An 11874-nucleotide genomic window follows, 5' to 3' on the forward strand; every position below is an offset into this window, starting at 1 on the left:
CCGGGCGGACCGGTCGGACTACGGCCGGGAGGCCGGCGACGCCGTCTTCGCCGGGTCGCGCTCGATCACCGGGTCGAGCACCTCGTCGATCCGCTTCATCAGCTCGACGTCGAGCTTCACGCCGGCGGCCTTGACGTTGTCGCGGACCTGCTCCGGCCGGGACGCGCCGACGATCGCGGAGGCCACGTTCGGGTTCTGCAGCACCCAGGCGACCGCGAGCTGGGCCATGGTCAGGCCGGCCGCGTCGGCGAGCGGCTTGAGCTGCTGGACCCGGGTGAGGGTCTCCTCGTCGCTGACCAGGTTGCTCATGAAGTGCGCGCCGGACTTCTCATCCGTTGCCCGCGAGCCGGCCGGCGGCGGCTGACCCGGCAGGTACTTGCCGGTCAGGATGCCCTGCCGGATCGGCGACCAGACGATCTGGGACAGGCCCAGCTCCTCCGACGTCGGAATCACCTCGGCTTCGATGACCCGCCACAGCATGTTGTACTGCGGCTGGCTCGACACCAGCTGGATGTTCAGCTCCTTGGCCAGGGCCGCGGCCTCGCGGATCTCGGAGGCGCGCCACTCGGAGACCCCGATGTAGAGGGCCTTGCCCTGCCGGACGATGTCGGCGAACGCCGTCATCGTCTCCTCCAGCGGCGTCGCGTAGTCGTAGCGGTGCGCCTGGTAGAGGTCCACGTAGTCGGTGCCGAGGCGCTGGAGCGACCCGTTGATCGACTCCATGATGTGCTTGCGGGACAGGCCACGGTCGTTGCGGCCGTCGCCGGTGGGCCAGTACACCTTGGTGAAGATCTCCAGGCCCGCGCGGCGCTCGTCCTTCAGCGCGCGGCCGAGCACCGCCTCCGCGCGGGTGCCGGCGTAGACATCGGCGGTGTCGAAGGTGGTGATGCCCTCTTCCAGGGCGGCGCGGACGCAGGCCAGGGCCGCGTCCTCCTCGACCTGGGAACCGTGGGTGATCCAGTTGCCGTAGGAGATCTCACTGACGAGAAGGCCGGACCGGCCGAGATGACGAAATTCCATAGGCCCGACCCTAGCTCGTCGACCTACAGCCAGAACCGGATCAGCCCACTGCCTCCGCGCACGAAGTCCCAGGGCAGTCCGACCTTGTCCGTCATGAAGTGCACCACGCCGAAGAAGACCGAGTTGGCCGGCGGCCACCACAGCAGCGCGAACACGAACAGCATGCCCCAGGGCTGGGCCTTGTCCAGGGCGCTGCGCCAGTCGTTGGGCAGATACTCCTGGATGATGCCGTAGCCGTCGAGGCCCGGGATCGGCAGCAGGTTGAGCAGGCCCGCCGTGAACTGGAGGAACCCGAGGAACGCCAGCCCGGCCCAGAACTCCTGGTGCTCCTGCGGGTACGGGTCAGACCAGAACGGCACGGCCAGCGCCAACCCGAACACGATGTTCACCGCCGGGCCCATCGCGCTGATCAGGCTGCGCCGGAACCTGCCGCGCACCGCGCCCCGGTCGATCCACACCGCGCCGCCCGGCAGGCCGATGCCGCCGAGCAGCACGAACAGAAGCGGAAGAACGATGGACAACAGCACATGGGTGTACTTGAGGGGATTGAGCGTCAGATACCCCCGGGCGGCGACCGAATGGTCCCCGCCGCGGTAGGCGGTCAGTGCGTGCGCGAACTCGTGCAGACACAGCGACACGAGCCAGCCGCCGATGACCAGCAGGAACACGTCGAACCGGACGTTGCCGTAGCCGAGGTAGGCCATCGCGCCGCCGGCCAGGGTGAGCGCGACCAGGGCGGCGAAGATCGGACTGGGCCGGAAGTGCTCCCGCCGGGCACCGAGCTGGTAGCTCACGAAAGGAGGCTCATCCGGTACTCCTCGCGGTCGTCCTCGAGCAGGACCACGCTCGTCGCACCGGTGGCCGCGAGGTCGCGCCACTGCTGGCCCAGCCAGGACTCGGCGTCGCCCTGGTTCGGGAACGTCTCGCTCGGACCGTCCACGGGCTGCCCGTCAGCGTCCTCGTACCGCCAGATCCACGCCATTGCGTACCCCTTCGCTCCCGGTGACCGTAGGTCGCCAGCCTAGCCGGCCCCGCCCCTCGCCCCGTAGTCGTAAAACAGGTGGCAGGATGCGAAGTTATGACTGAGGCATTCGGACGGGTACTCGTGCTCGGCGGCATCCGCTCGGGCAAGTCGGAGTACGCCGAGGCGCTGCTGACCGGCGCCCCCCGCGTGACGTACCTGGCCACCGGCCCGAGCCGCGACGACGACGCGTGGGCGGAGCGCGTCAAGGCGCACCTGGCCCGCCGCCCCGAACACTGGACCACCGAGGAGGTCGGCGGCGCGCTCACCGACCGGCTGACGGACGAGTCCGCGCTGCTCGTGGACGACCTGGGCGGCTGGCTGACCGCCGCCTACGACGCCGTCGGCTGGGAGGGCCAGGTCGACCCCGACCCGCTCGTCGCCGCCGTGGCGGCCCGCCGGGGCCCGCTGGTCCTGGTCTCCCCCGAGGTGGGGCTCACGGTCGTGCAGGCCACCGAGTCCGGCCGCCGGTTCACCGACTCCCTCGGCGTCCTCAACCGCCGGCTGGCCGAGGTGTGCGACGGCGTCGTGCTCGTCGTCGCCGGCACGCCGGTGTGGCTGAAGGGCACCCCGCCCGACCGGGCCACCCTGCACCGGCGCAGCCGCACCGCGCCGGTGCGGACCCGGTCCACCCCCGGCGTCGTCGTGTCCGGCGTCGAACTGACCGAGCTGCCCGACCCGTTCGACCCGACCATGATGGGCATGCCCGACGAGGACGCCCGCGAGGCCGCCCGGGAGCGGCTGGCCACCCTGGACGTGGCCGGGCCAGGGCTCGGCGGGCTCGCCGACACCGTGGCCGTCGCCGGCGGGCAGCAGGGCACGACGGCGCCCGTGGAGTACACGGACGTGCGGCTCGTGCTGCTCAACTCCGTCGGCGACGCGCGGCCCGCGGCCGGCGAGGGCGTGTACCCGCTGCTCGCCGACCGGGCCGGGGTGCACCTGGAGATCGTGGAGCTCGCGGCCGACGACGCGGATCCGGTGCACGGCGACGTGCTCACCGCCGAGGAGGTCTCCGCCGCGATCGACCGGGGCCGGGCCCTCGCCGAGCGGGCCGTGGACGGCGGCGCCGACCTGCTGGTCCTCGGCACCCTCTCCGACGCCGGCACCCCGGCCGCCGCGATCGTCTCCCTGCTCACCGGGGCCGAGCCGCCGGCGCTGCTCGCCCGGATCGCCACCGCCGACGGCCACGTCGACGACAACGCGTGGATGGCGCGGGCGGCCACGGCGCGCGACGCGCTCCGCCGGATCCGGGCCGCCGCCCGCGACCCGCGTAGCCTGCTCGGGGCCCTCGGCGGCACGGAACTGGCCGTCGCGACCGGCGTGATCCTGGCCGCCGCCACCCGGCAGACGCCCGTGGTCATCGACGGCCCGCTGGGCGTCACTGCCGGGCTGTTGGCCCGCGACATCGCCGGCCAGACCCGGCACTGGCTGCTGCTCCTCGACCACGGCGGGCACCCGACGGTGAAGCTGGGCGCCGACGTCCTGGGCCTCTACCCGGTCCTCGACCTCAAGCTCGGCCTCGGCGAGGGCGCCAACGCCCTGGCCGCGCTGCCGCTGGCCCAGACGGCCCTCGCCCTCGGCGCGGCCCTGACCAGCGACGTCGAACCCGCCGACGGAGACTCCGACTAGTGCTCGACGGGCTCCGGTTGGCGGTCACCACGTTCACCGTGGCCCCGGTACGCGGCGGCCGGGTCGACCGGGCCACCGCCGGGGCCGCGATGCTGTGGGCCCCGGTGGTCGGCGCAGCCCTCGGGGCGGTGCTCGGCGCCGTCGCGCTCGGACTCCGCTGGGCACACGCCCCGGCGCTGCTGGGGGCCGTGGTCGTCGTCGCGCTCGGGGCGCTCGGCACGCGTGGCCTGCACCTCGACGGGTTGGCGGACACAGTGGACGGGCTCGGCTCCTACGCCGGGCCCGAGCGCGCGCTGGAGATCATGAAGAAGCCCGACGTGGGGCCGTTCGGGGTCGCCGCGATCGTGCTCACCCTGCTCGGTCAGGTGGCGGCGATCGGGGCCCTGCCCACGGCCACCGTGCTCCCGGGGCTGGTCGTGGCGACGGCTACCGGGCGGCTCGCCGTGACCTGGGCGTGCCGGGGCGGGGTGCCTGCGGCGCGGCCGTCGGGGCTGGGGGCGCTGGTCGCCGGTACCACCTCGTGGGTGCCCGCCGCAGGCCTCACCCTCCTGGTCGCGGCGGCGGCGGTCTGGGCCACCCACCGCCACTGGCCGGGGCCGGTGGCGGTCGCGGTCGCGCTGGCGTCGTCGGCGGGGCTGGTCCGGCACGCGGTGCAAAGGTTCGGCGGGGTCACCGGGGACGTGTTCGGCGCGTGCGTCGAGGTCGCCGCCACCGTGACCCTCGCGGGCCTGGCCTGGGCGTCCGCCTAACCACCGGCAACGAGCCGGCACCGGACGCGACACGGCATCGGGGAGGCCGCCGTCCCCGGCGACCTCCCCGATCCGGACGCTGCGGCTACGCCGCGTCGAACTCCTTGACCAGCTTCTTCGGCGCCGTCCGCCGCCACGCCTCCGTCAGCAGGTCCCGCAGCTCGTCGGCCTCGACGCCGGCCAGCTGGACGAGCACCCAGCCGAACCGGCCGACGTACGGCGCGAACGAGTACGTCTCCGGGTCCGACGCGATCAGCTCCGCCTGGTCCTCCTTGGAGGCCTTCACGGACACGTGCCGCGACTCGGTACCCGTGATGGCGAAGATCTTGCCGTTGACCCGGAACGTCACGTCCCCCCAGGTCGGCTCCTCCACCGCCGAGGGCAGCGCGAGCGCCAGCGCCTGGACCTGCTTGAACGTGACCACGGCTACTTGACCGACGGGTCCACGAACGGCGGCTTGACGATCGTGACCACGGACCGGCGGCCGCGCACGTCCAGCTCGACCTGGTCGCCCTCGCCCAGCCCGGAGGCCGTCGAGATCAGGGCCAGCCCGATGCCGATCTTCTTCGTCGGGGAGAACGTGCCGCTGGTGACCTCGCCGACGACCTCGTCGGTGCCGGGGCGCAGCACGGTCATGTGCGCGCGCGGGATGCCCCGGTCGGTGGCCAGGACGCCCCACAGGGTGCGCTGCGGCGCGGCCTTCTCGGCGAGCAGCGCGTCGCGGCCCCAGAACTCGGGCTTCTTCCAGCCGACGGCCCAGCCGGCCCGGGCCTGCACCGGGGAGATCTCCAGGGACAGGTCCTGGCCGTGCAGCGGGTAGCCCATCTCGGTGCGCAGCGTGTCGCGGGCGGCGAGGCCTGCGGCGCGGACCTCGATGTCGGTGCCGAACAGCGCGTCCCACACCTCGCCGGCCTGGGCGGCCGGCACGACCAGCTCGTAGCCGTGCTCGCCGGTGTAGCCGGTGCGGCAGACGGTCAGCTCGGCGTTGCCGAGCTTGGCGGACTCGAAGGACATGTAGCCGTGCTCGGTCGGCAGACCCAGCTTCTCCAGCAGCTCCGCGGAGCGCGGGCCCTGGACGGCGAGCACCGCGTAGTCGGGGTGCTGGTTGACGACCGTGATCCCGTCCGGGGCCGCGGCGACGAGGCGGCGGACGACCTCGGTGGTGTTGGAGGCGTTCGGGATCAGGAAGACGTGGTCGGGGCCGTACACGTAGGCGATCAGGTCGTCGACGACGCCGCCGGTGGCCTCGTCGCAGCACAGCGTGTACTGCGCCTTGCCGGGCGCGATCCGGTTCAGGTCGTTGGTCAGGCACCGGTTGACGAAGTCCGCGGCACCCGGGCCGGACACAGTCGCCTTGCCCAGGTGGGAGACGTCGAACACACCCACGGAATCCCGGACGGCGGCGTGCTCCTTGAGGACACCCCCTCCGGCGTACTCCAGCGGCATCTCCCAGCCACCAAACGGTGCGAACTTCGCACCAAGGGCGACATGCCGGTCGTGCAGGGGCGAGCGGAGGAGCTGTTCTGTCATGGTTGCAACTTATCGCGAGACCAGACCTGGTTAGCATCGGCAGAGAAATCGTTACCCACCGACCGCAACGGAGCATCGTGTGACCACGCTCGCCCTCGCCGACACCGACCCGGCAGAACTTCCCGTCGACGCGATCGTCGTCGGTGTGTACAGCGACGCGGATCCCGCGGCTGCTCCCCTCCTGGCCCAGGGCGCCGAGGGCGTCGACGCCGCCTTCGACGGCAAGCTGGCCGCCACCCTCGCCCTGCTGGGCGCGACCGGCGCGGTCGGCGAGGTCACCAAGCTCGCCTCGCTCGGCGCGACCACCGCGCCCGTCGTCGCCGCCGTCGGCCTCGGCACCGCCGGCCCGGCCCCGGCCGAGACCCTGCGGCGGGCCGCCGGCTCGGCCGTGCGGGCCCTGACGGGTACCGCGAAGGTCGCGCTCGCCCTGCCCGGCCTGTCCGGGGAGGACGGCGGGCTGCGCGCGGTCGCGGAGGGCGCGCTGCTCGGCGCGTACCGGTTCGCCGGGTACAAGTCGAAGCCGGCCCCCAAGGCTCCGGTGTCGACGGTCACGGTGCTGGTCACCGACGCCGCCGACAAGGAGGCCAAGGCCGAGATCAAGCGGGCCGCGGTCATCGCCGACGCCGTCACGCTGTGCCGTGACTTCGTGAACACCGCCCCGAACGAGCTGCGCCCGCCGTCGTTCGCCGACCTGGCGTCCGCCGCGGCGAAGAAGGCCGGCCTCGAGGTCGAGGTCCTCGACGAGAAGGCACTGCGCAAGGGCGGCTACGGCGGCATCCTCGCGGTCGGCGACGGCTCGGAGGCCAAGCCCCGCCTGGTCCGGATCACCTACAAGCACAAGTCGGCCAAGAAGAAGGTCGCCCTCGTCGGCAAGGGCATCACCTTCGACACCGGCGGCGTGTCCATCAAGCCGGCCGCCGGCATGTGGGAGATGAAGAGCGACATGGGCGGGGCGGCCGCCGTGATCGCCGCGATGATCGCGATCGCCGCGCTCAAGCCCAAGGTCGACGTCGTGGCGTACGCGCCGATGGCGGAGAACATGCCGTCGGGAACCGCGTACCGGCCGGGCGACATCGTCACCATGTACGGCGGCACGAAGGTCGAGGTGCTCAACACCGACGCCGAGGGCCGGATGATCCTGGGCGACGCCATCGCGCGGGCCTGCGAGGACGAGCCCAACTACCTGCTGGAGACCTCCACCCTCACCGGTGGCCAGGTCGTGTCGCTCGGCAAGCGGGTGCACGGGCTGATGGGTGACGCCGAGCTGTGCGCGCGGGTCCAGGCGGCCGGTGACCGGGTCGGCGAGCAGGGCTGGACGATGCCGCTGCCGGACGACATCAAGAAGAACATGGAGTCCGACATCGCCGACATCCTCCAGGTTTCGGCGGGTATGGACCGGGGCGGCCACATGCTGCAGGGCGGGATCTTCCTGTCGGCGTTCGTCACCGAGGGCGTCGAGTTCGCGCACATCGACGTGGCGGGCCCGTCCTACCACTCGGGTGAGCCGTACGGCTACATCGCCAAGGGCGGCACCGGCGTGCCGGTCCGCACCCTGATCGAGGCCGTCGAGGACATCGCGCGTAACGGGTAGTCACGATCGTCGGGGGTGCCGTGGCCGCGGGCCGCGGCACCTTCCGACCGTCGGGCGGTTGGCTACAGGCCCTGGGCCTTGCGCCGCGCGTTGTACTCGCGCATCCGGCCCGGGTAGCCGACCTTCGTCACCTCGTACAGCGGGATGGCCAGCTCCGTGGCGAGCCTGCCGGCCGCGTCGGGGCCGGTCACCCGGCGACGGGTCCACTCGCCGTCGTGGGCGATCAGCATGACCGTGGTCTCGGTGACAGTGGTCCTCGGCTCCAGGTACGCCTCGACGCCCTGCCGCGACCGGGCCCACTGCCGCAGGTGCTGCAGATCGGCGTTGACGGCGGCCTTGTCGGCCGTCCGGTCACCCTCGGGCTTGCGGTTCCGCCGAAACCAACCCACCGCTGATTCCTCCCTCGTCCGTCCCGGAAGCCTACCGCCGATCGACCGCGCACCATATATCGTCCAGCGCTCCCCGACCGCTGGCAACCGCGCGGGCTACTCCCGGGAAACGTGTGCTTGGGCACAGCAACCCACGGGTCGCTATGCGGGGACGCACCCTGAAGTGACAAGATGACCACGGAACTGCTGAGTCTTCTAGGAGATCACGTGAGCGACGGTTACGACGTAGTAATCCTCGGCGGCGGCAGCGGGGGCTACGCGTGTGCGTTGCGTTCCGCTCAGCTCGGCCTGACCGTGGCCCTGATCGAGAAGGACAAGGTCGGCGGCACGTGTCTGCACCGTGGCTGCATCCCGACCAAGGCCCTTCTGCACGCCGGTGAGGTCGCCGACTCCGCGCGGCACTCCGAGGACTTCGGCATCAAGGCCACGTTCGAGGGCGTCGACATGCCGGGCGTCAACAAGTACAAGGACGACGTCGTCGCCAAGCTGTACAAGGGCCTGCAGGGTCTGATCAAGTCCGCGAAGATCGACTACATCGAGGGCGCCGGCACGCTGGTCGCCCCGAACACCGTCGAGGTCGCCGGGCGCCGGATCACCGGCAAGAACGTGGTGCTGGCCACCGGGTCGTACTCGAAGACGATCCCGGGTCTCGACCTCGACGGCGAGAAGGTCCTGGCCTCCGAGCACGCGCTGAACCTGCAGAAGGTCCCCACCTCCGCGATCGTGCTGGGCGGCGGCGTCATCGGCGTCGAGTTCGCCTCCGCGTGGAAGTCGCTCGGCGCCGACGTCACCATCGTCGAGGCGCTGCCCCGGCTCGTGGCCGCCGAGGACCCGGACATCTCCAAGCAGGTCGAGCGGACGTTCCGCAAGCGCGGCATCGGCTTCAAGGTCGGCAAGCCGTTCGAGAAGCTCGAGAAGACCGCCACCGGCGTGAAGGTGACGATCGCCGGCGGCGAGACCCTCGAGGCCGAGATCCTGCTCGTCGCCGTCGGCCGTGGCCCGTCCACCGCCAACATCGGCTACGAGGCGCAGGGCATCACGATGGACCGCGGCTTCGTCCTCACCGACGAGCGCCTGAAGACCAACGTCGCGGGCGTCTACGCGGTCGGCGACATCGTCCCCGGCCTCCAGCTCGCGCACCGCGGCTTCCAGCAGGGCATCTTCGTCGCCGAGGACATCGCGGGCCTCAACCCGCCGGTGATCGACGAGTCGGGCATCCCCCGCGTCACGTACTCGGACCCCGAGGTCGCCTCCATGGGCCTCAACGAGGACAAGGCCAAGGAGCAGTACGGCTCGGACAAGATCGAGACGTACAACTACAACCTCGGCGGCAACGGCAAGAGCCAGATCCTCAAGACCCAGGGCTTCATCAAGCTGGTCCGGGTCACCGACGGCCCCGTCGTCGGCATCCACATGGTGGGCGCCCGGGTCGGCGAGCTGATCGGCGAGGCCCAGTTGATCTACAACTGGGAGGCGTACCCGGCCGAGGTCGCCCAGCTGGTGCACGGCCACCCGACCCAGAACGAGGCGCTCGGCGAGGCCTTCCTGGCCCTGGCCGGCAAGCCCCTGCACGCGCACGCCTAAGAGAAGAACCTTACGAGGGAGTCGAACGAGATGCCGGTCTCGGTAACCATGCCCGCTCTCGGTGAGAGTGTCACCGAGGGCACCATCACCCGCTGGTTGAAGCAGGAGGGGGAGCGGGTAGAGGCCGACGAGCCGCTGCTCGAGGTGTCGACCGACAAGGTCGACACCGAGATTCCCTCCCCGGTCGCCGGGGTTGTCGCCCGTATCGTCGTCGCCGAGGACGAGACCGTCCCGGTCGGCGCCGAGCTCGCTGTGATCGCCGGGGACGGCGAGACGGTCGCCGCCGCTCCGGCGGTTGCCGCTCCCGCCCCGGCCCCCGTGGTCGAGGCCCCCGCGCCGGTCCAGGCCACCGCTCCGGTGGCCGCGCCGGCTCCGGCCGCGCCGGCCGCACCCGCCGCTGCGGCGCAGGGCACCGACGTCACCATGCCGCTGCTCGGCGAGTCCGTCACCGAGGGCACGGTCACCCGGTGGCTGAAGCTCGTCGGCGAGACCGTCGAGGCCGACGAGCCGCTGCTCGAGGTGTCCACCGACAAGGTCGACACCGAGATCCCGTCGCCGGTCGCCGGCACGGTGCTGGAGATCCGCGTCGAGGAGGACGAGACGGTGCCGGTCGGCTCCGTGCTCGCCGTCATCGGCGCGGCGGGTGCCGCTCCGGCCGCCCCCGCTCCGGCGGCTCCCGCGCCCGCCCCGGTCGCCCCGGTCGCCCCGGCCCCGCCGGTCGCCGCGCCGGCTCCGGTCGCGCCCGCCCCGGTGGCCCCGGCCCCCGTGGCCCCCGCTCCGGTCCAGCCGGCCCCGGTCGCCCCGGCGCCGGTCGCGGCCACCCCGGCTCCGGCCGCTCCGGCCCGGCCCGCGCCCGTCGCGCAGACCGGTGCCGACGAGAGCAACAACGGCTACGTCACCCCGCTGGTCCGCAAGCTGGCCGGCGAGCACGGCATCGACCTGGCGTCCCTCACGGGCACCGGCGTCGGCGGCCGGATCCGCAAGCAGGACGTCCAGGACGCGATCGAGAAGGCCAAGGCCAACGTCCCGGCCGCTGTCGTCGCCGCTCCGGCTGCCGCCACGACGGCCACCGCCGCCAAGGTCGCCGCCACCCCCAGCCCGCTGCGGGGCAGCACGGTGAAGATGTCGCGCCTGCGCGCCCTCGTCGCCAAGCGGATGGTCGAGTCGCTGCAGGTCGCCGCGCAGCTCACCACCGTGGTCGAGGTGGACGTCACCCGGATCGCCAAGCTGCGCCAGCAGGCCAAGGCCGAGTTCCAGGCCCGGCACGGCGTGAAGCTGTCGTTCCTGCCGTTCTTCTCCCTGGCCGCGGTCGAGGCGCTGCAGATCCACCCGGTGGTCAACGCCAAGATCGACGAGGTGGCCGGCACGATCACGTACCCGGAGGCCGAGCACCTCGGCATGGCCGTGGACACCGAGAAGGGCCTCATGGTCCCGGTGATCAAGAACGCCGGTGACCTGAACCTCGCCGGGTTCGCCCGCCGGATCGCCGACATCGCCGAGCGCACCCGGTCCAACAAGGTCACCCCGGACGAGCTGTCGGGCGGCACCTTCACGCTGACCAACACCGGCAGCCGGGGCGCCCTGTTCGACACCCCGATCATCAACCAGCCGCAGTCGGCGATCCTCGGCACCGGGGCCGTCGTCAAGCGCGCCGTCGTCGTGACCGACCCGGACCTGGGCGAGATCATCGTGCCCCGGTCGATGGTGTACCTGGCCCTGTCCTACGACCACCGCCTGGTGGACGGCGCGGACGCGGCCCGGTTCCTGGTCACCATGAAGGAGCGGCTGGAGGCCGGCAACTTCGAGGCCGACCTCGGCCTGTAGCACCTGAGTCACTAGAGCGGCGGGCCCCATGGGGCCCGCCGCTTGCTCGTGCTCTGGCAATTGATCTAACGCCTTGGCCCGGTGAGGGCGGGGAGGCGAAGGCGGAAGGGTTCTCGCATACCGGGGTTGTATGCGAGGTTCCTGACAACGCACGCATCGTCGTCCTCACCGGGCCCCACTATGCTGCTCTGATGGATCTTGATGGACGGGTGTTCCGGGCCGTGGCGGACGTGGTCGGCGGCGACGTCGGCACGGACACGCTCTTCGCGTACCACCAGGACGGCGACCTGGTCTGGGCCAGCTACTCCGGCGGCTCGATCCGCCTCGGTCACCTGGTCGGCATCCGGTCCGGCGACACCCTCGACTTCCGCTACAGCCAGCTGACCACGGACGGCCGGACGGACGCCGGGCACTGCGTGGCCACGGTGGAGGCCCTCCCCGACGGCCGGCTGCGGCTGCACGAACGTTGGGAGTGGGAGTCGCGCGACGGCGCGGGCACGAGTGTCGTGGAAGAGGTCCGACCCTAGACTGGAGCCC

General features: G+C 72.1%; 12 protein-coding genes. 6 read left to right on the forward strand and 6 right to left on the reverse strand.

What is annotated here, in order from left to right; translation table 11 throughout:
* Positions 1 to 18: 18 nt before the first annotated feature.
* From IW245_RS21695 to IW245_RS21705, 3 genes are read right to left on the reverse strand one after another with little or no spacing between them, the layout of a single operon-like run.
* Positions 19 to 1020 (reverse strand): aldo/keto reductase family protein, encoded by a 1002-nt coding sequence (locus IW245_RS21695; RefSeq protein WP_197005005.1) that lies wholly within the window; start codon positions 1018 to 1020, stop codon positions 19 to 21.
* Positions 1021 to 1043: 23 nt separating this feature from the next.
* A complete protein-coding gene (locus IW245_RS21700) occupies positions 1044 to 1814 on the reverse strand; it encodes a site-2 protease family protein (RefSeq protein ID WP_197005006.1) in 771 nt (256 codons plus the stop codon).
* Positions 1811 to 2002 carry a hypothetical protein gene (locus IW245_RS21705; protein WP_197005007.1) on the reverse strand — a complete coding sequence of 64 codons (192 nt, stop codon included), beginning with the start codon at positions 2000 to 2002 and terminating at the stop codon, positions 1811 to 1813. The genes IW245_RS21700 and IW245_RS21705 overlap by 4 nt, the downstream gene beginning before the upstream one ends.
* A gap of 96 nt (positions 2003 to 2098) precedes the next feature.
* On the opposite strand from IW245_RS21705, the gene IW245_RS21710 reads away from it, so the two are divergent.
* Positions 2099 to 3670, forward strand: coding sequence for a bifunctional adenosylcobinamide kinase/adenosylcobinamide-phosphate guanylyltransferase (locus IW245_RS21710; RefSeq protein WP_197005008.1), 1572 nt, complete (start codon positions 2099 to 2101; stop codon positions 3668 to 3670).
* Positions 3670 to 4419: an adenosylcobinamide-GDP ribazoletransferase gene (locus IW245_RS21715; RefSeq protein WP_197005009.1), complete on the forward strand. Its 750-nt coding sequence runs from the start codon at positions 3670 to 3672 to the stop codon at positions 4417 to 4419. Before IW245_RS21710 ends, IW245_RS21715 begins: the two co-directional genes overlap by 1 nt.
* An 85-nt stretch (positions 4420 to 4504) precedes the next feature.
* Here IW245_RS21715 and IW245_RS21720 read toward each other — a convergent pair whose 3' ends face one another.
* Together IW245_RS21720 and gcvT are read right to left on the reverse strand one after the other, a co-directional pair.
* Positions 4505 to 4843 (reverse strand): MmcQ/YjbR family DNA-binding protein, encoded by a 339-nt coding sequence (locus IW245_RS21720; RefSeq protein ID WP_197005010.1) that lies wholly within the window; start codon positions 4841 to 4843, stop codon positions 4505 to 4507.
* A 2-nt stretch (positions 4844 to 4845) separates the two neighbouring features.
* On the reverse strand, positions 4846 to 5949 hold the full coding sequence (gene gcvT, locus IW245_RS21725; protein ID WP_197005011.1) for a glycine cleavage system aminomethyltransferase GcvT: 1104 nt from the start codon (positions 5947 to 5949) through the stop codon (positions 4846 to 4848).
* Positions 5950 to 6028: 79 nt separating this feature from the next.
* Here gcvT and IW245_RS21730 point away from each other — a divergent pair, with 79 nt between their 5' ends.
* On the forward strand, positions 6029 to 7540 hold the full coding sequence (locus IW245_RS21730) for a leucyl aminopeptidase (protein WP_197005012.1): 1512 nt from the start codon (positions 6029 to 6031) through the stop codon (positions 7538 to 7540).
* A gap of 62 nt (positions 7541 to 7602) precedes the next feature.
* Here IW245_RS21730 and IW245_RS21735 read toward each other — a convergent pair whose 3' ends face one another.
* Complete coding sequence (locus tag IW245_RS21735; protein ID WP_197005013.1) at positions 7603 to 7929, reverse strand: hypothetical protein; 327 nt, start codon at positions 7927 to 7929, stop codon at positions 7603 to 7605.
* 171 nt (positions 7930 to 8100) lie between these two features.
* Between IW245_RS21735 and lpdA the strand changes: the two genes are divergently transcribed.
* From lpdA to IW245_RS21750, 3 genes are all read left to right on the forward strand, one after another.
* Complete coding sequence (lpdA, locus tag IW245_RS21740) at positions 8101 to 9513, forward strand: dihydrolipoyl dehydrogenase (protein WP_197005014.1); 1413 nt, start codon at positions 8101 to 8103, stop codon at positions 9511 to 9513.
* A gap of 30 nt (positions 9514 to 9543) precedes the next feature.
* Positions 9544 to 11337: a 2-oxoglutarate dehydrogenase, E2 component, dihydrolipoamide succinyltransferase gene (gene sucB, locus IW245_RS21745; protein ID WP_197005015.1), complete on the forward strand. Its 1794-nt coding sequence runs from the start codon at positions 9544 to 9546 to the stop codon at positions 11335 to 11337.
* A gap of 191 nt (positions 11338 to 11528) precedes the next feature.
* Positions 11529 to 11864, forward strand: a complete 336-nt coding sequence (locus IW245_RS21750) for an avidin-fold protein (protein WP_197005016.1) — start codon at positions 11529 to 11531, stop codon at positions 11862 to 11864.
* Positions 11865 to 11874: the final 10 nt, after the last annotated feature.

It is taken from the genome of Longispora fulva (genome assembly GCF_015751905.1).
GTDB lineage: Bacteria > Actinomycetota > Actinomycetes > Mycobacteriales > Micromonosporaceae > Longispora > Longispora fulva.